We start from the raw sequence: 25,241 nt of genomic DNA, 5'->3' as shown, positions 1-25,241 counted from the left end.
AATGAATGAAGATTAAATGAGAAACCTATACTAAAAGGCGGGATGGGATGAAAAAAAAATTAAAAATAAAACTGCAGTTTAAAAAAGTTAACATTAATAAAATGAGTGATAAGTTATTGTTATATAATTTATATTTCACTCAGTTACTTACACTTTTTATCGGTCTCATCATTATTTTTTTCCAAGGAAGAAGTGTTGTAGAAATCTTACAACTTCCTGAATCCTATGCTCAAGCTTTAAGTTGGGGAATCGGATTTGCTATTGCAGTTCTTGTTTTTGATTTGCTTATATCTAGGTGGGTTCCTGAAGAGATTTCAGATGACGGTGGCATTAATGAACGGATATTTAAAAATCGCCCATTATGGCACATATTCTTAATATCAATGATTGTAGCTATTTGTGAAGAGCTTTTATTTAGAGGAGCAATCCAACATATATTTGGACCATACTGGACAAGCATATTGTTTGCTGCCATTCACATTCGGTATTTACAGCATTGGTTAATGACAGGTCTTGTTTTTAGTATTAGCTACGGATTAGGTTGGATTTATATCCAAACCGAAACGCTTTGGGTACCTATTATTGCTCACTTTCTAATCGATTTTGTTATGGGAACAATCATAAAGTATAGAAAAGAATAGAGGGGAATTGGTTTTTTAGTATACTTACATCTACTAGAAAACCATCACCCTCTTTTTTTATTTCACAATACAGCATAGAAGAACTAATAAACTGAAATCGCACCATCTGTACGTGATTCTGTGCCACCTGAAAGAACTCCGCTATGTAAATCCCTGCAAATTATTTGACCACGGCCAAATCCTCCTTGATCAAGATCTACCTCTATCTCGTGTCCTTTAGAAGCTAATTGTTTTGCGATATGATGCGGAAAATTATGTTCAACTTTAATTCTTTTTCCTTCCACCCACCTCCATCTAGGTGCATCAAGAGCTGATTGTGGATTCAAATGAAAGTCAATCATATTCATCACAACCTGCAAATGCCCCTGAGGTTGCATATATCCACCCATAACACCAAAAGGTCCTATCGCTTCATTTCCTTTTGTAATAAACCCTGGAATAATCGTATGGTAAGTTTTTTTTCCTGGTTGTAAACTGTTTTCATGACTTGGATCCAGTGAAAAATCAGTACCACGATTTTGTAGTGCTATCCCAGTACCAGGAACTACCAACCCAGAACCAAATCCACTATAGTTACTTTGAATGAAAGAAACCATATTTCCTTGATCATCTGCTGTTGCTAGATACACAGTCCCACTCCTACCATAGGGTCCCAATTCAGGTATTATTGCATGATTACTGATTAGTTTAGCATGTTTATCCCCATGTTCTTCTGATAACAATTGTTTTACTGTATATGTCATATGGTTAGAATCTGTTATGTATTTTTTTCCGTCAGAAAATGCTAATTTCATAGCTTCAATTTGTTTATGATAGGTTTCTACATTCTCCTTTTCTGTAAATGAAAAATCTTTTAAAGTATTCAAAGCCATTAGGGTAACAATGCCTTGACCATTTGGAGGCATCTCCCAAACATCATATCCACGGTAATTTAATAAAATTGGTTTTACCCATTCTGGTTGATATTCAGCTAAATCCTCTTCAGAAAGATAACCTCCATGTAACCTTGAAAATGATATTATTTTTTGTGCCAATTCACCCCGATAAAAACTTTCACCGTTTGTTTCTGCAATGGATTTAAGTGTTTTTGCATGCTCTATAGAACCCCACATTTCGCCTATTTTTGGTGCCCTTCCATTTGGTGCAAAGGTATCAAACCAATGTTTAAATTCAGAACCAATGAGGGCTTTTTTATATCTTTTATATGCTAATCCCCAATATTTACCCAAAACAGGTGATATTGGATATCCATTCTCTGCATAATGAATGGCTGGTTCTAACACTTCTTTTAGTGATAGTTTACCAAATTGCTTTGACAACTTTGACCATGCACTAGGTGCTCCAGGAACTGTTACAGGTAACCACCCGTAATTAGGTATTGTTTTATAGCCCTTCTCTTTTACAGCATCGATTGATATCTTCTTTGGTGCAGGACCACTTGCGTTAAGTCCATGTAATTCCCCCTTGTTCCAGACTAAAGCAAAAGCGTCTCCACCAATACCATTTGATGTTGGTTCAACAACAGTTAAACAAGCTGCAGTAGCAATCGCTGCATCAATTGCGTTTCCTCCCTTTTTTAATATATCTAGACCAACCTGTGCAGCAATTGGTTGTGATGTTGCAACCATCCCTCTCTTTGCAAAAACTGTCATTCTCTGTGATGGATAAGGGTGGTGTAAATAATCTATTCCCATCGCTAAAACAACCCTTCTAAAAATATAATTGTATAACAGAAGATATTTTATAAAATTTATAATTTTAAGAATATTTAAATTCTTAAGTTATAAAAAAAGCTTTACCTTTAAGTTAAGTTTTAAAAGTAAAGCTCCTAGTTATATTTAATAAATGAATGCCTAATGTTACTCACTTGATCTATGACATGGTATTATAAATGAAAAAGTTGTGCCTTTCCCAACTATACTCTTAGCTTCTATCGTACCTTCATGGGATTGAACAATATTCTTAACAATGGATAATCCTAACCCAGTTCCACCTGTAGAATTACGTGTCCTTGCTTTGTCTGCTTTATAAAACCTTTCAAATATATACGGTAAATCCTCAGTGGGGATTCCCTCTCCTTGATCTTCTATTTCAACTCGTATTCCATCTTGATTCGCTGTATAATGCGCACGAATAAATATAGATGCTCCTTTAGGTGTGTGTCGCAAGCCATTATCTAATAAATTAGTTAAAACTTGCTCTAAACGGTCTTCATCACCACATTCTATCCATAAATCTCCCTTAGCTATATTCTGTTTAATTGTTACACCATGATGTTCATTGGCTAATGCTGAAAATTTACGAATGACTCGTTCAAGTAATGTTGTAATGTTCACCCGATCACAATTCAATTCGATGTTTCCTGTTTCCATTTTCGCCAAGTCTAATAAGTCTTTGACTAATCTGCTCATACGTAACGATTCGTCTAAAATAATCTGTGCAAGTTCCTTCTTTTCATCTATAGATCCTGCAATATCATCCAAAAGTGCTTCACTATACCCCTGCAACATAGAAAGCGGAGTTCTTAATTCATGAGATACATTCGCAACAAAATCTTTACGTAATTTTTCTAAGCGATCCTCTTCAGTAACGTTACGTAAAACAGCAACTGCACCACGAACCATATCTTGAGCATAAAGTGGAGTAATAACCACTGACCATACATCATTTAGTACATATAACTTAGAAGTCAGCTCTTCATTGTTTGATACTACGGTTTGAAATAAAGGTTGAAGAGGTTCTGGAGTATGCTTTAAAGTAATTTTTTCTGGAGCCTGTTCCCAAGAAAGAGCAGACCACTGTTGGATCAGCTTCTCACCTTGAGGGTTTGCAAGTAAAATAGTACCTTGAGCATCAAAAGTGATAACCACATCCGTCATACTGCGTAAAATGCTTCCTAATTGCTCTTTCTCATGATTTAGGTCTCTGATGGTTTGTTCAAGCTTTTCAGCCATATGATTAAATCTATTAGCCAGCTGTCCAATTTCATCAGAGGAACGAATCTCAACACGAGTTTTATATTCCCCAACGGTAATGGAATCTGCTGCTTTTTTTAATTGTAATAAAGGCTGTGTAATTTTTGTAAATAAAAAAAATGCAAAAAATGTAGTTAACAAAAAACCAATAATGCCTGTATAAACAAATAACCAACTAATTTCCTGTGAATTTTTATCAAAATTCACATCGATATATACTAATAAAAACAATCCTAAAAATGTGATTACAAAAGCAACTAGAAGGATAATCGTAATCCACAGCTTACCAACTACACTCTTCCATATATTCACTTTATTTTGGCACCTCTAACTTATACCCCACTCCCCAAACAGTATGAATCATAGAAGCTGCTTCAGGTGAAACCTTATTTAACTTTTCTCTAAGCCTCTTAACATGAGTATCAACGGTTCTTAGATCACCAAAAAACTCATAGTTCCAAACATCTTTTAATAATTCTTCTCGAGAATACACCTTATCTGGAGATGTAGCTAAGTAATGTAACAATTCATATTCTTTAGGGGTTAAACTAATAATTTGTCCGTTAGCAGTGACACGATGTGCATCATGTTCAATGATTAAATTTGGAAAAACAATGTTATTACTAGAACTATCTTCACTTGTTAGATATGCAGTAGCGGATGAACGTCGTAAGATTGCTTTTACTCTGTAGATAACTTCTCTCGGACTAAATGGTTTTACTACATAATCATCTGTGCCTACCTCAAATCCTTGCACTCGATTTGCCTCTTCCCCTTTTGCTGTTAACATGATAACTGGAGTTGCTTTTTGAATCCTGAGTTTCTCACAAACCTCAGTTCCATCCATTCCTGGAAGCATCAAATCTAAGAGAATTAAATCATAATCCTTTTCAAGAGCCATTTCTAAAGCTGTCTCTCCATCCTCAGCTTCATCTACTACACATCCTTCTTTTTCAAGATACATACGAAGAAGTCTACGTATTCTTTCCTCATCATCTACAACTAAAATTATACTTTTTTCTGACATCGTATTTTCAACTCCTATCTTAGAATAACCTTTGAAAATATATATTAATGATTCATACATGACTGGTAGATTCTAAGCTGTTTGTACTTCCTTGAATCACTTATGTTGTTTGAAGCTTCGCTTCACTTTTATAGGTATATTTATATTATACTCCTGCATAAGAGTGTAATCCAGCTATAACTAAATTAACGCCCACCAACGTAAACATTACAATTAAAAATCCAATGACGGATAACCAAGATGATTTTGAACCCTGCCAGCCACTAGATAAACGCAAATGTAAATATACACTATAAAATAACCATACAATTAATGCCCATACTTCTTTTGGGTCCCAACCCCAAAACCTTTCCCAAGCAATGTGCGCCCAAATCATAGCAAATATTAGAGCACCTAAAGTAAAGATAGGGAAGCCGAGGGCAATGGAACGATAACTAATTTCATCTAAATCATCTGGATCTAAATCACTTAATATTGGTTGTATACTTGCACCAATTGGTTTTCGTAAGATCAACCTCAAAACACAATAAAGCAAAGTCCCTATAATCAATGCCCAAACTACGGTATTTAATTTACGACCCGCATTTACGCCTTTCATCCAAAATGGTGCTTCAAATAACGGTTTTTGAATTCCAAAGTAAGAATCCATTGACACTATTTCACTGTTGTAAGGTTTTACAATTGGAGGTAATGTATATTCCACATCTTCTTTAATGACTTGATCTAACTCTGAATCTTCAGCAGATACAATAACTTCCTTTGAAAATTCCGCATGATAATCCATGCCGTTAAAAAGAAAAACTGATCCAATAAAACCTATTACTACAAGTATAACAAATATGGTAAATTCTACACCTCTTATGGATCTGCGTTCTTTCTTTGAAGTGCCTGAAAAGTTCACTGTTCTAATTAGATACATTAACCCTGTAGCAAATCCTACTGCAAAAAAAGCCTCGCCAAGGGCTGCAGTAGTAACGTGAATTTTAAGCCAGTAACTTTGCAAAGCAGGAATTAAAGGCTCTGCTTCCCAAGGGAACACCATTGCATATGCTAAAATTATAAATCCTACTGGTAATGAGAAAACGCCTAAAGCAGGTGAACGATACATGAGATAAATAATAATAAACCCTGCGATGATCATCATAGACAAAAATGACATAAATTCAAACATATTTGATGTTGGAATATGATCAGAATAAATCCATCTTGTAATAAAGTATACGATTTGAGAAGCAAACCCTATTACTGTAATGATAAATGCCATTTTACTCCAACGTTTTGTATGTTCTATAGGCTCGCGATTACTCCACTTTTTCCCTGTAATTGAGATTACAAAGAAGAAGGCAGAAACTATATATAAAATAAATGCTAAAATTAAACTAGTATTACTTATTTGTTCTAAACTCAACTGTTTTTCACCTCGTTTTCTAGTGATTTAGGTTCTACTTCTATACCAGATTTGTGCAATGCTTGAGCAACTTCTTTTCTTAATCCAAACCAATTTTTATTAGAATGAGCACCTAACAGTAATTGATTTTTATCAAATTTAAGCCAAATTCTGCGATGATTCCAATAAAATCCTAGAATCAACCCGATCATTGAGATGGAAAGACCGACCCAAACCATCGGTAATATCGTATCTTTTCTGGCACTTAAAAAACTAGTATATGACGAAAAGTCTACATCTTTCATAGATCCAACATCAATTACTAATGTGCTACCAGCTGCAATATTAATTTGATCTTCTTGATAGGTGGCTTTATGTTGTGGAATAGGAAAATACATATTGATCTCCCCTTCTTCAGACAATCCGGGTCCATGAATTGAAAAAATAAATGCAGGTGCATTAGGTTTAGAAGATTTTGTACCTGCTTCACCGTTAATAAATGTAAAGTCTGGGTAATAACCAATAAGTTCTAATTGATAATCACCCACATCATATGCTGATTTGGGATTGTCCATTTCTAAAACAAACTGACCATATTCCTCATTAGTTTCTCTATTTTTCAAAGTAGCATTAACTGAGTTTAATTGAGGGGTCTCTTCATAACCCATTTGATAAATTAATAACCCTTCGTATTCTAACGGTTCGTTCACTTGAATCGAGTGTTTTTTCACTTCCTCCAATACAGGGTCTTCTATAGGATCATTACAGTTTTCTACACATTCATATAACACAGCTTCAGTTGCAAACAGTTTTGGAATGATTTTTCCTTTTTCAACTGTCTTTTCAGATAATTCATCCTCAGCATAATATTCAACAGTGAACCCTTCATTTTCAACATAATAGTTAGTTCCAGGAATATGTTCAATATCTCCATCCAAAACAGAAATATATTCTTCCATATACCATGGTGATACGATTAAACGTAATAATACCGCTATCAAAAATATAATGAGCCCGATATGATTAATATAAGGTCCCCAACGACTAAATCTATTTTTTTCTGCTAATAATGAACTTCCGTCTGTTGTTACACGATAGAACTTCTTCTTTAAAACGGCTGAAAAATCAGTTACCCACCGCTCAGCATCTTGATCATTTTCTATTCCCTTAATATCCCCAGTATAGACCACTTTCTGCCTTCTTATAAATTGATCATGTTTTCTAATTTTTTGTTTGTTCAAAGCTCTGTATAAAGGTAATACTCGGTCTAAACTACATATAACTAGCGATGTACCAATCATAATTAAAAGAAGTTTAAACCACCAAGAATCATAAGTATGTGAAAGACCTAACATATAATAAATTGAGCCCATCGTTCCATACGTCTCTGGGTAGTATGTAGAGGGGTCTATGTTAATAAAGGTACTTTCTTGCGGGTATATCGTTCCTAACGAAGCACCACAAAGTGTGAAAAATATTAAATATATCGCTACTTTAACAGAAGAAAAAAAGCTCCAAACACGGTCAATGATTGTTTTGTTATCACGTTGAGATCTGCGAACAGCACCATCATAACGCATTTCCAATGGCTCTACACTTTGATCATCTATTAAAGGTTTTCCACAAGATTCACAAAGTACTGTATTCACTGGATTTTGATGCCCGCATTCACACTTTGTATTTTGAATCATTGTTTTACTCCTTTTCTGCTGTTAACTTGTTCACAGTCTGAATTAAATAGGATTCGCTCATTTCACCAATCTTCTTTTCCATTATAATTCCATTAACATCCACGAAAAAAGTAGTTGGATAATATTTGACATCATATTGATCAGAAACAATATTCTTATCTAAAAGGATTGGAAAAGTAACACCAACTTGATTTACAAAACTTTGGACTGTAACTTCTGGTTCAGCCAAATTAATACCAAGAACCATTAAGTCCTCAGTTTGATATTTGTTATAAATGTCCTCAATTGCTGGCATTTCCCTTACACAAGGTTCACAAAAGCTACCCCAGAAATTCACAACTACTGGTTTACCTTTAAAGTCTGAAAGTTGATAGACTTGTCCATTCAGACCTTTCAAAGAAAAGTCTGGAGCTAACTTACCCACTTCAGGAACTTCATCTGTTGAAAGAACACCACTAAAAAGTGTTACACCAGCAATAACTACAAATAGAATTAATATGATATACTGTATCCATTTTTTATTGTTTTTCAATCAGAACACCTTGCTTTCTTACTTCAAAAAATATTAAACTGCATCACTTTATTTTACAGTAATAATGATACTATTCCATTATATCGAAACATTTTTCAATTTTTAGACTTTATTTTGAATTTTATGTGACTTCAACGCAAGATCTTTTAATTCTTTTACTTCACTTGTTTGAAGATATCTAAACTTCCCTCTAGAAACACCTTGAAGATTTAAAAAACCGAATTGAACTCTTTTCAATCTTTTCACTTGGACTGAAAGAGCTTCAAACATTCTACGAACTTGTCTGTTTTTCCCTTCGTGAATTGTAATAGAGATAATTGATTCATTTTTATCTGGATTCACATCATGGTATTCCACTTCAGCTGGAGCCGTCTTACCATCATCCAATACAATGCCTTCTTTCAGACGATCCAACTTAGAACCATGCGGAATACCCTTCACTGTAACAAAATATGTCTTTTCAATATGATGTTTGGGATGTGTCATTAAGTTGGAGAACTCTCCATCATTCGTAAGTAATAATAAACCCTCAGTATCATAATCCAAACGGCCGACTGGATATACACGTTGTTTCACTTTTTTCAAGTAATCTGTTACAACTTGCCTGCCCTCTGGATCCTTTACACTGCTAATCACTCCTTTAGGTTTATGAAATAACACATAAATTTTGCTTTCACTTCTAATGGGTTTTCCGTCTACCTTAATTATGTCTTCTTCAGGGTTAACTTTTACCCCTAAAGTATTTATTATCTTCTCATTTACTTCCACTCTTCCAGCTAATATAATTTCTTCTGATTTTCTTCTGGAAGCAATTCCCGCATTTGCAAGTACCTTTTGCAGTCTTTCCATGATATATCACCTCAAGGGTTAATGATATACATTATCGGAAGAAATCACAAGGTCATACCATGGAAAGTCTCCTCCTGGACACTCTAGTGTATGCCCATATACATCATGGGTAGAAAAACCATGTAAAGCTGATAACCTCAAAATGAGTTTTTTAATAATAAAAAGCTGTTCTTTCATAACAATAGGCAGTTCCTTCACTTCTGTAAAATTACCTTCAACACAAATATGAATAAATTCTGTATCGAATGCATCTGTTGCAGGAATAATGCTTAAATCCTTAGTGATGTAATAATCATATCCTTTACCATTGATGGATGGACAGATCGAATGGTGTATAACGATACCTAGATAATCCATAACTCACCTCAAATCAAATCATGTGAATTACATTATATGAGGTTTACAGATTGTAGGTGAGAAAAAAAAGCTTCCTCCTAATTGGAGAAAGCTTTAACAAGTAGTAAACTACAATTTAAGTCTATCCCTATCCAAACACTAACATACAAATGATTATAGCTGCAGCAAAGCCTACCATATCTGATATTAAACCTACTTTTAGAGCATATCTACTCTTACGAATCCCTACTGCCCCAAAGTATACTGTTAGCACATAAAGAGTAGTATCTGTAGAGCCTTGTACAGTAGAAGCAATCCTACCAATCATTGAATCTGGTCCATACTCCTGAATAAGATCAGTTGTAAATGCAAGTGAACCAGCGCCAGTAATGGGCCTTAAAATGGCTAAGGGAAATACCTCACTTGGAACACCTATAAAATTTAAAACTGGATGGAGAAATCCCAACAAAAAATCCATCGCTCCAGATGCTCTAAAAACACTAATGGCAACCATCATTCCAACAAGATGAGGAATGATTTTTATCGCCGTATCAAAACCATCTTTCGCCCCGTCTATAAAGGATTCGTAAACAGGGACCTTTTTAAAGAAAGCATATAATGAGATAAAAACTATAATCACCGGAATAGCCCAAAGAGATATAGCAGTTATGATTCCGTACATTCAATCACCTTCTACTTGTAGATAAACTCCATTGTATTTCCTCATTCGTTCCGTAAAGCTTTTCTTTGGTACCATTTATCTACCACAATCGCGGCTGTTGTAGAAATCGCTGTAGCCATCAATGTTGTCCCTACGATTTCAAATGGGTCCATTGATTGATTTGCCATACGAATTGCAATAATAGTGGTTGGTATGATCGTTATGCTGGATGTATTTAATGCTAATAAAGTACACATAGCTGGACTAGCAGTTTCTTTATTTACATTTAACTTTTGCAATTCTTCCATTGCTTTAATGCCCATAGGTGTAGCAGCATTATTTAATCCAAGCATATTGGCACTCATATTTGACATAATGTATCCAATTGAAGGATGATCCTTTGGAATGGTAGGAAATAAAAATCGAACAATAGGACGAAGCAAAATAGAAAGTTTCTTTAATAATCCTGCATCCTCAGCAATTCTCATTAAACCAAGCCAAAGAACCAATACACTAATTAAACTGAAACAGATCGTCACACCGGTTTTTGCCCCATCAAATACCGCTTCAGAAAAAACAGCAATATTTCCTTGGGATGCAGCAACAATAAAACCTATTAAGATAAAAAATAACCAGATTAAATTTACCATGTGAATAAATCCTTCACTAAATTTTTTAAAGTCATCATATAGGAGCGTATATGAAATTCCATATATTTTCTGGAGTACAATTGTGAATTTCCACTTAATGTATCACTGACATCATTTACAGGTATTGAACCAATCCATGTGTCATTTAGCATAAATTGCAATTTGCCTCTTTCACCAAGTCTGTAATCTACAGATTCTGGACTGATGAGTTTCAATTTTTGATTTACTTTAGAACGTTCTTCCTCAGATAGCGGATACTTAAAAGATTTACTTGCTATATAGGGCTGTCCTTGTACTGACTCCCCTTCTTGTATAATGTAATGATGTGGATAAGCTTCAAATCCAAAATCGAGCAACCGACTATGATCTGCCCAATCTTGAGGGGCATTTAAAGTAACAACAACTAATTGCTGCCCATTTCTTGTCGCTGACGAAACCAAACAGCGACCTGCATTTTTTGTATAACCCGTTTTAACTCCATCTGCCCCTTCATAAAGTGCTAGCATCTTATTTTTGTTGTACCAAGTATATTCCCATTCCTCATATGGATTAGGTACTTTTTTAACCTTGGTTCTTACTATTTCCTGAAATATCGGATTTTTTAATGCATAAGCCGATAATTTGGCAATATCATTTGCTGAAGAGTAATGTCCATCTTCATTTAATCCATGTGGATTCACAAAGTTAGAATTCTCCATCCCAATTTCTTCTGCTTTTAGGTTCATTAAAAAAGAAAACCCTTCAATTGATCCACCAACATGCTCTGCAATAGCTGTTGCAGCATCATTTCCAGACCTAAGCATCAAACCGTAAACCATGTCTTGTAAATTCATTTTTTCACCTAAATGCAAATAAATGGATGAACCTTCCTTTCTGTAGGCGTTTTTACCTACAGTTACCTCACTTGACAGGTCCCCATCTTCAATCGCCACGATTGCTGTCATAATTTTAGTAATGCTTGCAATAAGCATTTGTTCGTCCCCTTGTTTGCTCTCTATAATTCTCCCAGATTCTACATCAATTAATGCAAACGATTCAGCAGAGGTTGGGACTCCAGATTCAGCTTTACTTATTGAAAAGGTTGTAAACGTCAATGTAAGTATTAATATCAATCTGAAAAATACTTTTATCCCTTTCATAACTGCCTCCATTTCTCTATCCGATGGTTGTACTATTATTTGTACATGTATATGCTCGTTCTACTCGGTTATGTTTTCAAATTTATGGTAATATAAGTTTATTGAGAGGAGTGATAAAGTTGAATAATAAGGTGTCCATATTCATAACTATGTTCGTCTTTGTATTATTAGGTGCAATTAGCATTTGGTTTTGGGGAGATATGAATCAAAAAAATAATAACCCTAATCAAGAAAATCAAGTGGAATCAAACAAAAACGATCTCCTTTTAAGCTGGAATGAAATTAACCAATGGAAGAGTGCAAAGAAAACTTTTACAACTCATTCAAAAGAACCATATATCATATACAAAAATAAACAAACAAAAAATGGTGTTCTTTTTGTTCAGAACGGTGAACTGAAGTTTGTTTTTGAAACAAATGAAGAAATAAAAGTGGAGAGTTTGCTTTCTTTTAATAAAGTGAGTGATCAGATGCGTTTTTGGATACATAATCAAACCGTTTTAATGGGAGGGGAACAGAAAGAACAATACAGTAATGGGGATCCAAAACCTGCATGGTATGGAATATCACTCTTAAGTGAAGACGAGGAAACCACAATTCCCAAAGTATATAATATATCTGAATTAAATTATTTAGCGGATCAAGTGCTTACAATGACTTATATAGATGAGCCTAATCTCTTTTTCATGGCAGTTGATGGAAATAATAGTTTTAGAGAAATCATTTATCAACCAGGTTCTTATAAATTTGAATACGTCAGTAAACAGTTTAACTATATATGGGAAGAACACTATAATGATATGATGGAACAATATGAAAACAGGAAACCACAAGCTCAAGAGTTTCCAATTGATTTTAAAAAGATAAATAAGTATCATTTCCCAGAAAATAATACTGACTTATTTACATTTGAAGATGAGAGAGGAACCATCGTTTATTATAAAAAGATGAACAGCAAACCGTATATAGAAAGATATGTTGATTTTAAAATAAACGATTTTAAAATGATTTTTGATGTAGATAATAAAGTCTATCCATTTGGACAATTTATTGATCCTAATGGAGAAGAGTTATATATTTTGCCTACAGAATATAGAGCCAGATTACGTCCTAATTCACTTCTCTGGAATAGTAATGACTGGAAATTAATTAGACCCCACTATAATATCTTTGGTTTTTACAAAATAGTTGATAATGAGTTGCAGATCATCCGATATAAATATAATTGGGATGATACTTTTATAGATGAAACCAATTCGTATTTGATTCAAGATGCTAAATTCACTAAACAGAATAAATCATATTTAGAATTTGAAGTCGAAGGGGAAATAAAGTACTTATCCTTAAATGATCTTATAAAATTTAATTCACCAATGGATGAACAAATAAATAAAAATCACTCGTTATGGATTGAAGATTTAAACATACAAATGGAAATGGAATCTGAAATTAAAAAACTCAAAACAGAAGAAATCGTAGTGAATCTTCCTAAACAGATTTTTGAAGTAGAACAAGATAGTCAGATTCCTGAAGCATTAAATAAAGCAGAACAGTTGGAATGTTTTTCAGGTTGCGGTGACTTATCGAGGGAAATCATCAGAAAAAATATATCAAATCAGTGGTATGTAATTGGTTCAAAAAAGCTATATAGACTACAAGGAGAGCAGCTTGAAGAAATAGTTGAACTACCAATTTCAAATTCTTTCATTGTTCTTTTTGAAGCAGCTGTTCATGTATCCACTTCAAAAGATTTTACAAAAATCGGCGATTATTGGATTATAGCTGATACGTTTGGAAATCGAGTAATAAAGTTAAATGAAAATTTTAATATCGTTTCACAATATCAGTTGAATTTACCAAAAAAAATAAATGTAAATAATGATGGATCTTTGCAAATTGAAAGTATTGATGGTTATACACTTTTAGATGAAAATTTAAACTTTTTAAGTAAAAATTCAAAAAAATTTCAAACCATCGAAGAAGGTAAACTTAAGGAAAGAAACATAGAACTTGATCATTACTATCATGATGTTGAAAATAATATGATTTGGATACTTGACTACGATTTATTTCAGCACAAACCAGGAACCCAGCAATTCAAAAAAATTTATGTTGGTCAAAAATATGCTACCCACGCAAAAACAAGGATACTTCCTTACAATAATCAGGTTATTATATTATTTGATAACCGTGCAGTATTGTTTGATAAAAACGGGGATTGGAATAAAACGATTTCCTTTCCGAGAGATAATAAAAATTATATACCAGTATATGGAGAAAGTTCTTATCACTTTGATGAAAAAGAAGGGATCATTTATTTATTACAAGGTTATAAAGTCTTACAAATCAACTTAGAAACGAATAAAGTAATAACGATATTCCATCAAAATTATAATAATTTAGGGAATTTGCTATATGATAACAACAAGTTATACTTTTCAGTTCATTCTAGCTCAAGTGAAAATGAGCTGATTATATACGATTTAGATAAGGCTAATTTTAAACGAGTCAAAATTGATCCTGAATATTATACAGATCGAATTATAAATGAATCAAAACCAAAATTAATATTTTATCATCAAGATGATAAATCATGGAAAAGTATGTTACTTGAGGATTTAAAATAGATTATAATAATAAAAACAATTAGTTAATAAGCCAAGAACCTTCAAATTCAAAATTTAATGTGATTTTGAAGGTTCTTTTTCAAATACTTGATTAATGAAGAAAGTGATATAATTCCCTTCTTCTCATTTTTTCTATTCCTTTACATCATCGGTCCTTTTTCATGTGAATGATCGTTGATCTCATCTTTTTTTTCATCTTTTTTAAACAATGATTGAATTTTATCCATAACTTGAGGAGTAGAATCAATTATTCTTTCAAGTAAGTGAGTTTGATTATCTAACGAAACAAGTTGTACCCCTGCTTTGTCAACAACTAAAAAAGCAATTGGAACAATAGAAACTCCACCTCCGGATCCACCGCCAAATGGCATTTTTGCGTTTGATTCAGATTCATCAGAATTTGCATCGCCTCGTATAACAAATTCACTTCCCCCAGCTGCAAATCCAAACCCTACTCTTGAAACAGGTAATATGATACTTCCACTTGGTGTTTCAACTGGATCACCTATAATGGTATTTACATCAACCATTTCCTTTATATTTTCCATTGCTGTTATCATTAACCCTTGGATAGGATGCTCTTCCATGTTTTGAACCCTCCTTTTGCCTTTAGCAAACGAATCATAAAATGTATTGCAATATAGATAGCATGTGCTATACGAATTTTAAGTATACACTCCGCTTCAATATAAATATCTACTTTATTATATAAAGGATGAACTTCTAACTTCGGTGTGGCATTCATCTTAATTTTATTTATAAAGTAACCAATGATATTACTATTCACACCCCAAATTAAGCCAGTTAACATTGCAGTTTCTGGTGCTTCTCCAATACCTACACTTGTTTTCCATTTTAAATGAGTACAATGAATATAAGACATTGATTGAGAAATAAATTTGGAGAACCCAACAAAATGTGTAACTAATTCTTTTGCATCATTTAAATAATCCCATATATTTTTTGGGGTAATAAGTGAGTCCTCTTCTGACTCTAATTTATCTTCTTTTTTTGAGCTTTTGGTTTTTAACTCTACACCTTCAAAAACATTTCTAAACTCAACAAGTGATATTTCATATTGATAATGAAATAAACGTTTAAATAAGTATAGGTCAACAGAAAAGCGGTCATCTTTATGAATTCGTTTTATAGAAATTTTTACTTTTATGAAGCTATATAAAGCCCAAAAAAACAAAATAAGCAATATGAATAAGAATCCCCATAACCACAACATAATGAGGTTTACCTCCCAAAATAGTTCTTCCTTTTTCTAATACGTTTAGTATTTCTTTCCAAATGAAAATCATACACAAAAATACCTAGTAATAGAAACATAAAAAAAACTCCAAACCATTTATTCGTTTAGAGTTTAACTAAGTATATTTATTCTAAATCGTTCATTGTCATTTGCTGCATTCCCATTTTTTCAAGTAACTTGTTCGTTTCTTCTTCTAAGTTATCATGATTTTCAAATGTGTCTTGGTCAGGTAAGTCTTTCAAACTATTAATACCAAAATAGTCTAAAAACTGTTTTGTAGTACCGTATAATATAGGTCTCCCTAATGATTCCGCCCTACCTACTCCATGTGTTAATCCTTTAACAACCAGTGTATGAATGGCTCGATCAGATTTCACACCACGAATATCTTCTATTTCAACTCTAGTGATTGGCTGTCTGTATGCAATAATAGCTAGAGTCTCGAGAGCTGCCTGAGATAAAGTAGCTCTTGAAGGAGAGTGTGCCAACCGTTGAAAATAAGGAGCATGTTCAGGTCGAGTAGTAAACTGATATGAACCCGCAAGTTCTAAGATTTGAATCCCCCTTTTTTTCTTTTCATAATCTGACCTCATGTTCTTCAACACATCGATTATCACTTTTTCATCTTGTTCAATTACTTTTGCAATTTGTTTAACATCAATGCCTTCATCCCCAGATACAAATAACAATCCTTCAATAATCGATTTCATCTGTGTTGAGTTCATGCACTTCCTCCTTATCAATGTATTCAATCACTATGTCATCAAATGAATGGTTCTGATAACTTATTATTTTTTTCATTTTCATTAATTCTAACAAACCTAAAAATGTAACTATAATAAATTCTCTGCTCGACTCACTCTCAAATAAAGTGGAAAAAAGAACTTTACTCTCACTTTTCTTAAAATAACCCATCATTTCAAGAATCCGATCCTTAACTGAGATTTCATCTCTGCGAATGGTTGCAACAGATTGTCGTTTTTCCACTTTTTTAATCACTTTACTAAAAGCGATGATCAAGTCAGCAAGATGCAAACCTTCAACAGGGTTTTCAACTGTATCTGAAATAAAATGGCTTAAATCATCAGGTTCTTTAGAAAATATTAAACTCCGTTCCAATTCCTGATCTCTTAAATGATCAGCAATCGTTTTATACTTTCTATATTCAATTAATTTCCTTACTAATTCTTCACGTGGATCTTCAACATTCTCATCTAATTCCAAATCAATCGGTGGTGGTTTTGGAAGCAGCATTTTACTTTTTATTGATAAAAGTGTCGCTGCCATTACAAGAAACTCACTGGTAATTTCAAGTTCAAATTTTTCCATCTGTTTTAGATAGTCCATATATTGTTCAGTGATTTCCTTCACTGGAATATCGTAAATATCAATTTCTGATTTATCAATTAAATGAAGTAATAAGTCAAGCGGACCCTCAAATTTTTCTAATTTATATTGTACTGACAAGGTTTATCTTACCCTTCAAATTGTTTACTTAAGTTAGCCATTTCTATGGCTGTTGCAGCAGCTTCCCAACCTTTATTCCCTGCTTTTGTTCCTGCTCTCTCTACAGCTTGCTCTATTGAATCAGTTGTAAGTACACCAAAAATCGTAGGTACACCTGTTTTTAAGTTAATTGAAGAAACACTTTTTGATACTTCACTACAAACATAATCAAAATGTGGAGTAGACCCGCGAATAACTGTACCTAAAGTTATGACTGCATCATATTTGTTCGTTTGTGCCATCTTTTGAGCAATTAGGGGAATTTCAAATGCACCCGGAACCCATGCAACTTCAATTTCCTCTTCTTTTACTCCATGTCTCTTAAGAGCATCAAGAGCTCCAGATAATAATTTAGAGGTAATGAATTCATTGAAACGCCCTACTACTATCCCATATTTTAAACCTTCAGATACTAAATGTCCTTCATATATATGTGCCATGATCCCATCTCCTAGTTATATATTTATTTTATTTCATTTAAAATTTTAATAAATGTCCTAATTTACTTTGTTTCGTATGCAAATAATTAGTGTTATCCTCATTTTCTTCTATTTGTAAAGGTATACGTTCGACAACTTCCATCCCATATCCTTCTAATCCTGTGATTTTTCTTGGATTGTTTGTTAATAAACGAATTTTTCTAACCCCGAGATCCTTTAAAATCTGTGCCCCTATTCCATAATCTCTCAAATCAGGAGCAAAACCTAGTTTCAGATTAGCATCCACTGTATCCAACCCTTGTTCTTGTAGTTCATAAGCTTTTAATTTATTTATTAATCCAATGCCGCGACCTTCCTGTCTCATATATAAAAGAATGCCCGAACCTTCATCATGAATTTGTTTCAGTGCTGCTGCAAGCTGTGATCCACAATCACAACGATGTGAATGAAATACATCACCAGTTAAACACTCGGAATGGACACGAACCATAACCGGTTGATCACTATCAATATTTCCTTTAACTAATGCGACATGTTCTTTTTGATCTACAAGATTTGAATAAGCTACCGCTTTAAACATACCAAAATCAGTTGGCATTTTCACTTCTACCTCACGATTTACGAGCTGTTCCTTAGCATTCCGATATCTAATAAGATCTTTAATTGTAATTAATTTTAGGTCAAATTTCTCTGCAATCTTTTTCAAATCTGGTAACCTAGCCATAGTGCCATCTTCTTTAATCACCTCACAAATAACAGCAGCTGGTGATGCTCCGCATAATCGTGCTAAATCAATAGAAGCTTCAGTATGACCTGCTCTTCTTAATACTCCTCCATTTTTAGCAACCAATGGAAAAATATGACCTGGTCTGCGGAAATCTTGTGGTTTAGACTTAGGGTCAATCATAGCTTTAATCGTTCTTGACCTTTCATGTGCAGAGATTCCAGTAGTTGTATCTGTGTGATCCACAGAGACTGTAAAAGCAGTGCCGTGAAAATCTGTGTTCTGCTCCACCATTGGCTGTAAATCTAACTTCTGCGCTCTTTCTTGTGTAACAGGTACACAGACTAAACCTCTTCCTTCTGTAATCATAAAATTAATGACCTCTGGTGTTGCTTTATCAGCTAGAGCGATAAAATCTCCCTCATTCTCACGATCTTCATCATCCACTACAATCACTACTTTACCTAACATTAAGTCATATATCGCTTCTTCAATTTTATCTAATTTGATCTGATCTCCCATTTTTAATCCTCCTCTTCAATTTCAAATTCAATACTAAGTTAAATCATAGACATCTGTTGGTGATCTTCACTTTTTTGGGTAATAGTTATATAAATCCATTTTCTATCAGCATCTGTTTTGAAATATTATTGCTGTCTTGATTATTTTGTTGTTTATTTCCATTTAACAAATTATGGATATATTTTCCTAAGATATCTGCTTCTATATTCAACTTATCTCCTATGAATTTTTGCTGTAAAATCGTCTGTTCTAGAGTATGAGGGATTATTGATACACTAAAAGTTGAATTAGTAACTTTCACTAACGTAAGGCTAATACCATCTAATGTAATAGAACCTTGTGGGATTATATACTTAAAAATTTCCTGTTGATCGGGTTCTATCGTAAAAACAACTGAATTCTCTTCATCTTCCCTATTTTTTATAATGCCTGTACTATCTACATGTCCTTGAACAATATGGCCGCCAAATCGTCCATTGGCTGACATTGCTCTTTCTAGATTCACTTTGGAACCAGCGGATAATTGAGATAAACTCGTTTTTCTAAAAGTTTCAGGCATTACGTCCATCGTAAATGAAGAAGAGTTAAATTGAGTTACTGTCAAACAAACTCCATTTACTGAAATACTGTCCCCAAGGTGGATATCTTCAAGCATTTTTTTGCTATTAATTGAAATAATCATGCTTTGTGATTGCTTTGAAATATTTTTAATTATTCCAATTTCTTCTATAATTCCAGTAAACATTTAGCTAATCACCTCCATATTTAGGATACCCTGTAACACATATATCATTTTCAAAGGTTTGAATCCGTATGTTTTCTAATACAATTGCTTCACTCATTTTATTAAAACCAGGTAAAATAAAATTTGTTGGTGCTTCGTTACCACCGATAATTTTTGGAGCGTAAAACAATATGATTTTATCTATTAATTCAGCCTCTAACATTGCTCCATTTAAACGGCCTCCGCCTTCTAATAAAATAGACCCAATTCCTTGTTCAGCCAGATGTTGCATTGCTAGGTTCAGGTTTACTTGTGCATTTGAGCCGCACATAATGATTTCCACACCTAGCTCCTCAAATTGTTTGATTTTATCCAAGGAAGCATTTTCAGTTGATAACAATATTGTTTTATGGTTTTGGTCAAGGATCACTTTTGCATCAAGGGGAGTTCTTAAATTAGAATCCACAATAACACGAATCGGTTGTATTCCATCAACAGATAGTCTTGTCGTAAGGGAAGGATCGTCTGCTATCAATGTCTCTACACCTACCATAATGGCTTGATGTTGGTGTCGTAACGTATGGACGAACTCACGAGAACTTTCATTCGTAATCCACTTACTATCTCCTGTTTTTGAAGCTATTTTACCATCTAATGTTGATGCTGTTTTTAAAGTAACAAATGGCATCTTATCTATAATGTATTTATTAAATATTTCATTTAATTGAAGCGCTTCCTGTTCTAATAACCCGACATCCACCTCGATACCTGCGTTCCTTAATTTTTGAATTCCACGCCCCGCCACATTTGGATTAGGATCTGTACATGCTACAACAACACGTTTTACCTTTTCTTGTATTAACCGTTCAGCACATGGCGGTGTTTTACCATAGTGACTGCATGGTTCAAGTGTTACATATACTGTACTATCCTCAGCATCTTTCCCAGCCATCTTTAAAGCCTGAACCTCAGCATGAGCTGTACCCATTTTTAAATGAGCACCCATACCGATCACTCTGCCTTCCTTTACAATGACGCAACCTACTACAGGGTTTATTTCAGTTTGTCCCTTTGTCGTTTCAGCCATTTGTAAGGCTAGTCGCATATAAGTTTCATCATTTAATTGATTCAAATAAGACCACCCACCCATTTACTAATTCTAAAAACGAAAAGCCCCTTTTCTTGAAAAAGGGGCTAAAATGGTATTTATGAAAGCTGTAATGACTAATAAATTTATATGTGAATCTTTGAAACACAAATAAACTTATCAACTTTGTGAAAAAAAGTACATAAAGACACATTAAAAAACCATCTTAAATACAAGTTTTTCACATCGTTTCTTAGGCATATTTATAGAACTCAAACATATGAGCTTATAAAATTAAACCTAAAATAGCCTTTGACGCTTTCCTTCTCCCATCCAGACTTTACTGTCGGCTCTGGAGTTGCACCAGATCCACCGGTTATATGAAATAATTCAATAACACGGGTCACGGACTGAACTATTTACGGTTTCCGTAAATAGTATCACCGCCGGTTGGGAATTTCACCCGACCCCGAAGGAAATGTTATTTAGTTTAAAAAACTCACTTACTGTAAAAATAGTAACACTTAATGAAATAAAATGCAAGACGATTAAAATAGAGCTCCTGATTATCACCTTCATTATTAGTATACCAATAATATTCGAATAATTGTGATAAATTTCTTTTTTTTGTCTGATAACAAAAAGTATATTTATCAATACCATGATCTTCTCAGGGTCCTTTTATAGTAATTATAATACTTAAATTTTTAATAATTGTTATCATTTCGATTTTTTTATTTCATTATGATTGAATAAAAATAATTATTTAAGTATAAATATGTAGATTTCGTCTATTAATCATGTTAAAATAGATCTAATCATTTTTTTCCTTTTATGCTAGGTGATATTATGAGGATCTTGCTTCATATATCACCTCTTTTTATAACTTTTCGACCGTTTCTCTATTATAATTCAATGTGACTTTTTTTATTATTTTTTTGATTTAGGCAGTTCGTTTTTCTCAACATAGTTTTTAAGAAACTCTCCTAGAAGTTCTTTCCAGCCTTCATTGTGAGACTGCTGCCAATCTGGGTTCATTAATCCAACTGCATGATGTGAAAGTTTTAATACAGTAGATGTACCCTTCTCTTCTAATTTAAAAGAATATGCACTGTTCACTGCACCTTCCATTCCTAATAATCCACTCAAACGAATTTCTTCAGGTGGATTAATCTTAATTACAGTACCCCATAGCGCAGCTTTCCCATTCTCATTAACTTCTAAGAATTTACCATCAACCTTGGGTTCAAATGTCAGTGTTGACCCTTCTCCACAAAGACGGTATGACCACCAGTCATTTATCCCCTTTGTTATTGCCTCATACACTTTTTCTCGGCTAGCATCAATCATGATTTCTTGTTCAATTTGAAAACTATCATGTACTAAACTCATATCATTGTTACTCCCTTCAATTTTTGTTTTTAAAGAGACAATTGCACTTGCAAAATTTGATTGGTAACGAGTGGACCAACGATCTAACATTTGATGTAATGGAACTATGTTAATATAGTTTACTCTTGTTCGTCCTTCTCTTCTAACTAATAAAAGATTAGCTTGTTCAAGTATATTTAGATGTTTCATTACCGCATATCTGCTTACATTTTTGAAATGCACTGTTAATTCACTTGTTGTTTTTGGTTTACTTTTCAGTAAATCAAGAATATCCCTTCGAATAGGATGACCAAGTGCTTTGAACATTAGAGTTAAATCTTGATCGTCCATAACTGGTATACATCCTCCTTATTTCATTATGTTACTTTTAGGTCACACATATTAAGTGGCTTTATAGTAACATGTTTGTTTTAATTTTGCAAGACATGGGAAAACCTCTTGAGGTAATTACCCCAAGAGGTTAATAGGTTCATTCAAATAGATATTATTTGAAAATATTAGTCACGAGTAATGATAATTTTAGCAGCACTTAAATCATCACTTTCCCCAATTACACGTACTTTCAAACCATACTCAGGAACATTACGTCCTGCATCTGGGATTTGAGAGCTCATATATGATTGACTATCGTCAAACATTGGCTGAATCGTAGTATGGTTATCCTTAATTATACCAGATGATAATTCTAAAAACATTTTTTCATCTTTCTGAAGACCAAATGTAGCATCATGAACTTGGTATCTTGTAACAGCTGGTGAATTATCACCAGTTTTAACTACATTCTGATCAGCATCAACTACTCCTAAGAAACCATCACCTGGATGATTTCCAACTAGATTCGCATCAAAAGATTCATCTGCATACCAAATTAATAAACCTGGCTCAAATGCCATTACACTTTCACCACGACGAATATGAGATAAGCCTTCATCTACACCATCATAGTTTCTCCATTCAAGTAAATAGTAATGTTTAAACTCTATCGTTCCATCATTTAAGTCAAAACCATCAAATTCAAATGAACTATCTGCTTCTGCATCATCAAACAATACAACTTCTCCATCAACTTCTATAGAAATATCGTCTACATAGAATCCAGGATCAATGTAAGCAACATCTGTCCAATAGTTGAAACGCAAGTCAATTGATTTCCCTGCAAAATCAGATAAATCAAATACTCCATCAACCCAACCATCTGAATGACCCGTAATTCCAAAACCAGGATTTTGTTCATTAGGATCATAATCTGTTGTTAAATTACCTGGAATAGATACCCATTCATTTGTACCTTCTTCTCTTACTTGAATTGAAGCATAATCCCAATCCAATTCAATTTGATACCAAGTTTTAAAAGTTAGTAAAGCACTTGTAGCAGCAGTTAAATCTAATGATGTAGACATAGAGTTGTCTATTTCATCACCTTTTCCACTGAAAAACTCGAACTCCCCACTAAATGGCTCATTAAATTGTTTTACTTTATTAGGCAAGTCAATGCGTACAGCATCATCATTTATTCCTTTTGAACTAGCCTGATCAAGTAGGACTTCAATTCCGTTCTCATCGATATCATCGACATGAACAGTTGTACCTGTTAACCAATTACCACCCATTGTAGCTTGTAAAAACTCCTTAGCCCAAGCACTAAAACCAGTAGGTTCAGTTCCTGGAACAAGACCTGCCCAGCTTCCGCTTGACATGATAGACCAATATGAAACTGGCTCACCTTGACCTGTATAGAATATATCATATTCATCTGGCAATCCTAAATCATGTGCATACTCATGTGCAAATACACCTGTCGCTCCTGTCTCAGGTTGAATTGTATAATCATAAGCTGCCATTAATCCACCCCAGTAAGATGCATCTGCTTCTGTACCAGGCATTGTGAATACACCACGTAGATTAGAACGATGTGACCAAATTGCATCCTCTCCTAAACTACCCCCACCTGCTTCTTCACCTACACTAGCATGAACAATCATAAGATGATCAACTAAACCATCCGGCTCACGATAATCGCCATCACCATCTAAATCATAACGATCTTCTTGGTCATACTCTTTTAAATCTATAGTTGGATCTTGACTTACTGCTAATAGTGCTTCTCTTACCAAATCTCTAGGGTTTTGATCATTATCACTTTCATTATTACCACCATAATAAGCTGCTTCATGTTCAGCAGTATACCAACCTGCAACCTGACCATCTATTGTATAACTTCCACCTGATTGCTGTTCGTATAATTGTTTCATAGAGATTAGCGTTTCTCCATTTGGTCCTACGTACCCATTGTCACCAAATGCCATATTTGTAAAATGTTCTACACTATAATCTTCATAATACATATCTGTTTCATCTGGTTGAATGTTATTGTGTGGGAAGTCTGGAAAATCTATAAGAAGGATAAGAACATTGTCTTTTCTTTGTTCACCATTCCAAGGTTCAAGTTCAATTGGATCCACACCATCTTTTTGTCCCAATTTATTTCCTTTTCCATTTAACAATCCATTGTTTGAAGCTTTATTCATCAAAGCATCATTACGTTTTTTCTCAAATTCAGCTAACTCACCCTCTTCGCCTTTACCAGATTGAGAACGCTTACTTAAATATGTCGATAAACCTTTATAAGCTTCTTCAAGGCTTGCATCCTGTGCAATGGTACCATTATCTTTTAGCATTTCTATTAATTTCTCATCATTTGCAATTGAAAAATCAAAAGTGCTAGAAGTAGATTGTACGTCTGTTGCGTTTACTCCAGGAGAAACAGATCCTGCAAAAATACTAAAACCTAATGCCATTGACATACAAAGAGGGAATAACTTCTTTTTTAACATGAATAAACCTCCAATAATTTAAGTGAATTAATAGTAAATAGCAATAAAATAACATACTTAATTACCCATAATTGTCTAATTATGAAAACATTCTAATCAATCTGCTCTTTATGTTGGGTGAAATAAGCATGTAAGCATTAACAAAGTCATCACCTCCTTGTATTAATATTAACATATTAACATATTCATGAATTAATAACTTATAACACATTAATGTTTTAAATTATTAATTCATTAAT

Annotated in this window: 23 protein-coding genes and 1 riboswitch; of the genes, 2 read left to right on the top strand and 21 right to left on the bottom strand. The window is 33.7% G+C overall.

The window, feature by feature from the left end; translation table 11 throughout:
* Positions 1-47 precede the first annotated feature (47 nt).
* Positions 48-641 carry a type II CAAX endopeptidase family protein gene (locus tag VQL36_RS07710; RefSeq protein WP_349248751.1) on the top strand — a complete coding sequence of 198 codons (594 nt, stop codon included), beginning with the start codon at positions 48-50 and terminating at the stop codon, positions 639-641.
* Between the two features lie 83 nt (positions 642-724).
* On the opposite strand, the gene VQL36_RS07705 is transcribed toward VQL36_RS07710, so the two are convergent.
* From VQL36_RS07705 to VQL36_RS07655, 11 genes are all read right to left on the bottom strand, one after another.
* Positions 725-2,335 carry a gamma-glutamyltransferase family protein gene (locus VQL36_RS07705; RefSeq protein WP_349248750.1) on the bottom strand — a complete coding sequence of 537 codons (1,611 nt, stop codon included), beginning with the start codon at positions 2,333-2,335 and terminating at the stop codon, positions 725-727.
* A 165-nt stretch (positions 2,336-2,500) separates the two neighbouring features.
* On the bottom strand, positions 2,501-3,928 hold the full coding sequence (locus tag VQL36_RS07700) for an ATP-binding protein (RefSeq protein WP_349248749.1): 1,428 nt from the start codon (positions 3,926-3,928) through the stop codon (positions 2,501-2,503).
* 1 nt (position 3,929) lies between these two features.
* Positions 3,930-4,643: a response regulator transcription factor gene (locus VQL36_RS07695; RefSeq protein WP_349248748.1), complete on the bottom strand. Its 714-nt coding sequence runs from the start codon at positions 4,641-4,643 to the stop codon at positions 3,930-3,932.
* A gap of 145 nt (positions 4,644-4,788) precedes the next feature.
* Positions 4,789-6,051, bottom strand: coding sequence for a cytochrome c biogenesis protein CcsA (gene ccsA, locus VQL36_RS07690; RefSeq protein ID WP_349248747.1), 1,263 nt, complete (start codon positions 6,049-6,051; stop codon positions 4,789-4,791).
* The gene (locus VQL36_RS07685; protein ID WP_349248746.1) at positions 6,048-7,721 is read right to left on the bottom strand and encodes a cytochrome c biogenesis protein ResB; all 1,674 of its coding nucleotides are present in this window, start codon (positions 7,719-7,721) and stop codon (positions 6,048-6,050) included. The genes ccsA and VQL36_RS07685 overlap by 4 nt, the downstream gene beginning before the upstream one ends.
* A gap of 4 nt (positions 7,722-7,725) precedes the next feature.
* Positions 7,726-8,253 carry a redoxin domain-containing protein gene (locus tag VQL36_RS07680; protein WP_349248745.1) on the bottom strand — a complete coding sequence of 176 codons (528 nt, stop codon included), beginning with the start codon at positions 8,251-8,253 and terminating at the stop codon, positions 7,726-7,728.
* A gap of 102 nt (positions 8,254-8,355) precedes the next feature.
* Complete coding sequence (locus VQL36_RS07675; protein WP_349248744.1) at positions 8,356-9,102, bottom strand: pseudouridine synthase; 747 nt, start codon at positions 9,100-9,102, stop codon at positions 8,356-8,358.
* 18 nt (positions 9,103-9,120) lie between these two features.
* Positions 9,121-9,459: a hypothetical protein gene (locus VQL36_RS07670; RefSeq protein ID WP_349248743.1), complete on the bottom strand. Its 339-nt coding sequence runs from the start codon at positions 9,457-9,459 to the stop codon at positions 9,121-9,123.
* A 127-nt stretch (positions 9,460-9,586) separates the two neighbouring features.
* A complete protein-coding gene (locus tag VQL36_RS07665) occupies positions 9,587-10,120 on the bottom strand; it encodes a spore maturation protein (RefSeq protein ID WP_349248742.1) in 534 nt (177 codons plus the stop codon).
* 41 nt (positions 10,121-10,161) lie between these two features.
* Entirely contained in the window at positions 10,162-10,749 is a 588-nt protein-coding gene (locus VQL36_RS07660) for a nucleoside recognition domain-containing protein (RefSeq protein ID WP_349248741.1), read from the bottom strand.
* Complete coding sequence (locus VQL36_RS07655) at positions 10,743-11,888, bottom strand: D-alanyl-D-alanine carboxypeptidase family protein (RefSeq protein WP_349248740.1); 1,146 nt, start codon at positions 11,886-11,888, stop codon at positions 10,743-10,745. The genes VQL36_RS07660 and VQL36_RS07655 overlap by 7 nt, the downstream gene beginning before the upstream one ends.
* A 119-nt stretch (positions 11,889-12,007) precedes the next feature.
* Between VQL36_RS07655 and VQL36_RS07650 the strand changes: the two genes are divergently transcribed.
* Positions 12,008-14,515, top strand: coding sequence for a hypothetical protein (locus tag VQL36_RS07650; protein ID WP_349248739.1), 2,508 nt, complete (start codon positions 12,008-12,010; stop codon positions 14,513-14,515).
* A gap of 140 nt (positions 14,516-14,655) precedes the next feature.
* Here VQL36_RS07650 and ytfJ read toward each other — a convergent pair whose 3' ends face one another.
* From ytfJ to VQL36_RS07600, 10 genes are all read right to left on the bottom strand, one after another.
* Positions 14,656-15,102, bottom strand: a complete 447-nt coding sequence (gene ytfJ, locus VQL36_RS07645) for a GerW family sporulation protein (RefSeq protein ID WP_349248738.1) — start codon at positions 15,100-15,102, stop codon at positions 14,656-14,658.
* A complete protein-coding gene (locus VQL36_RS07640) occupies positions 15,075-15,749 on the bottom strand; it encodes a DUF2953 domain-containing protein (protein ID WP_349248737.1) in 675 nt (224 codons plus the stop codon). The genes ytfJ and VQL36_RS07640 overlap by 28 nt, the downstream gene beginning before the upstream one ends.
* 149 nt (positions 15,750-15,898) lie before the next feature.
* Positions 15,899-16,498 (bottom strand): SMC-Scp complex subunit ScpB, encoded by a 600-nt coding sequence (scpB, locus tag VQL36_RS07635; RefSeq protein WP_349248736.1) that lies wholly within the window; start codon positions 16,496-16,498, stop codon positions 15,899-15,901.
* A complete protein-coding gene (locus VQL36_RS07630; RefSeq protein ID WP_349248735.1) occupies positions 16,467-17,240 on the bottom strand; it encodes a segregation/condensation protein A in 774 nt (257 codons plus the stop codon). Before VQL36_RS07630 ends, scpB begins: the two co-directional genes overlap by 32 nt.
* A gap of 8 nt (positions 17,241-17,248) precedes the next feature.
* On the bottom strand, positions 17,249-17,719 hold the full coding sequence (gene ribE / locus VQL36_RS07625) for a 6,7-dimethyl-8-ribityllumazine synthase (RefSeq protein WP_349248734.1): 471 nt from the start codon (positions 17,717-17,719) through the stop codon (positions 17,249-17,251).
* Positions 17,720-17,756: 37 nt separating this feature from the next.
* Positions 17,757-18,965 (bottom strand): bifunctional 3,4-dihydroxy-2-butanone-4-phosphate synthase/GTP cyclohydrolase II, encoded by a 1,209-nt coding sequence (locus tag VQL36_RS07620; protein WP_349248733.1) that lies wholly within the window; start codon positions 18,963-18,965, stop codon positions 17,757-17,759.
* An 85-nt stretch (positions 18,966-19,050) separates the two neighbouring features.
* Positions 19,051-19,710 carry a riboflavin synthase gene (gene ribE / locus VQL36_RS07615; RefSeq protein WP_349248732.1) on the bottom strand — a complete coding sequence of 220 codons (660 nt, stop codon included), beginning with the start codon at positions 19,708-19,710 and terminating at the stop codon, positions 19,051-19,053.
* A 4-nt stretch (positions 19,711-19,714) separates the two neighbouring features.
* Positions 19,715-20,821, bottom strand: a complete 1,107-nt coding sequence (gene ribD, locus VQL36_RS07610; protein WP_349248731.1) for a bifunctional diaminohydroxyphosphoribosylaminopyrimidine deaminase/5-amino-6-(5-phosphoribosylamino)uracil reductase RibD — start codon at positions 20,819-20,821, stop codon at positions 19,715-19,717.
* Positions 20,822-21,093: 272 nt separating this feature from the next.
* Positions 21,094-21,257: riboswitch (FMN riboswitch) on the bottom strand.
* Positions 21,258-21,706: 449 nt separating this feature from the next.
* Positions 21,707-22,498, bottom strand: coding sequence for an SRPBCC domain-containing protein (locus VQL36_RS07605; protein ID WP_349248730.1), 792 nt, complete (start codon positions 22,496-22,498; stop codon positions 21,707-21,709).
* 167 nt (positions 22,499-22,665) lie between these two features.
* Positions 22,666-25,002, bottom strand: coding sequence for an immune inhibitor A domain-containing protein (locus tag VQL36_RS07600; protein ID WP_349248729.1), 2,337 nt, complete (start codon positions 25,000-25,002; stop codon positions 22,666-22,668).
* Positions 25,003-25,241: the final 239 nt, after the last annotated feature.

This window comes from Chengkuizengella sp. SCS-71B, from assembly GCF_040100845.1.
Classification (GTDB): domain Bacteria; phylum Bacillota; class Bacilli; order Paenibacillales; family KCTC-33759; genus Chengkuizengella.
The sequence above is the reverse complement of the archived record's forward strand: the minus strand, read 5'-3'. Positions and strand labels throughout refer to the sequence as shown.

Bases quoted from the DNA above. Each gene is read 5' to 3' on its own strand.
- VQL36_RS07675 (WP_349248744.1), bottom strand. From the start codon at position 9,102: ATGGAAAGACTGCAAAAGGTACTTGCAAATGCGGGAATTGCTTCCAGA.
- VQL36_RS07670 (WP_349248743.1), bottom strand. From the start codon at position 9,459: ATGGATTATCTAGGTATCGTTATACACCATTCGATCTGTCCATCCATC.
- VQL36_RS07685 (WP_349248746.1), bottom strand. From the start codon at position 7,721: ATGATTCAAAATACAAAGTGTGAATGCGGGCATCAAAATCCAGTGAAT.
- VQL36_RS07655 (WP_349248740.1), bottom strand. From the start codon at position 11,888: ATGAAAGGGATAAAAGTATTTTTCAGATTGATATTAATACTTACATTG.
- VQL36_RS07660 (WP_349248741.1), bottom strand. From the start codon at position 10,749: ATGGTAAATTTAATCTGGTTATTTTTTATCTTAATAGGTTTTATTGTT.
- VQL36_RS07665 (WP_349248742.1), bottom strand. From the start codon at position 10,120: ATGTACGGAATCATAACTGCTATATCTCTTTGGGCTATTCCGGTGATT.
- VQL36_RS07640 (WP_349248737.1), bottom strand. From the start codon at position 15,749: ATGTTGTGGTTATGGGGATTCTTATTCATATTGCTTATTTTGTTTTTT.
- VQL36_RS07710 (WP_349248751.1), top strand. From the start codon at position 48: ATGAAAAAAAAATTAAAAATAAAACTGCAGTTTAAAAAAGTTAACATT.
- VQL36_RS07620 (WP_349248733.1), bottom strand. From the start codon at position 18,965: ATGGGAGATCAGATCAAATTAGATAAAATTGAAGAAGCGATATATGAC.
- VQL36_RS07705 (WP_349248750.1), bottom strand. From the start codon at position 2,335: ATGGGAATAGATTATTTACACCACCCTTATCCATCACAGAGAATGACA.
- ribE (WP_349248732.1), bottom strand. From the start codon at position 19,710: ATGTTTACTGGAATTATAGAAGAAATTGGAATAATTAAAAATATTTCA.
- VQL36_RS07605 (WP_349248730.1), bottom strand. From the start codon at position 22,498: ATGGACGATCAAGATTTAACTCTAATGTTCAAAGCACTTGGTCATCCT.
- VQL36_RS07695 (WP_349248748.1), bottom strand. From the start codon at position 4,643: ATGTCAGAAAAAAGTATAATTTTAGTTGTAGATGATGAGGAAAGAATA.
- scpB (WP_349248736.1), bottom strand. From the start codon at position 16,498: ATGAACTCAACACAGATGAAATCGATTATTGAAGGATTGTTATTTGTA.
- VQL36_RS07600 (WP_349248729.1), bottom strand. From the start codon at position 25,002: ATGTTAAAAAAGAAGTTATTCCCTCTTTGTATGTCAATGGCATTAGGT.
- ytfJ (WP_349248738.1), bottom strand. From the start codon at position 15,102: ATGGAAGAGCATCCTATCCAAGGGTTAATGATAACAGCAATGGAAAAT.
- ribE (WP_349248734.1), bottom strand. From the start codon at position 17,719: ATGGCACATATATATGAAGGACATTTAGTATCTGAAGGTTTAAAATAT.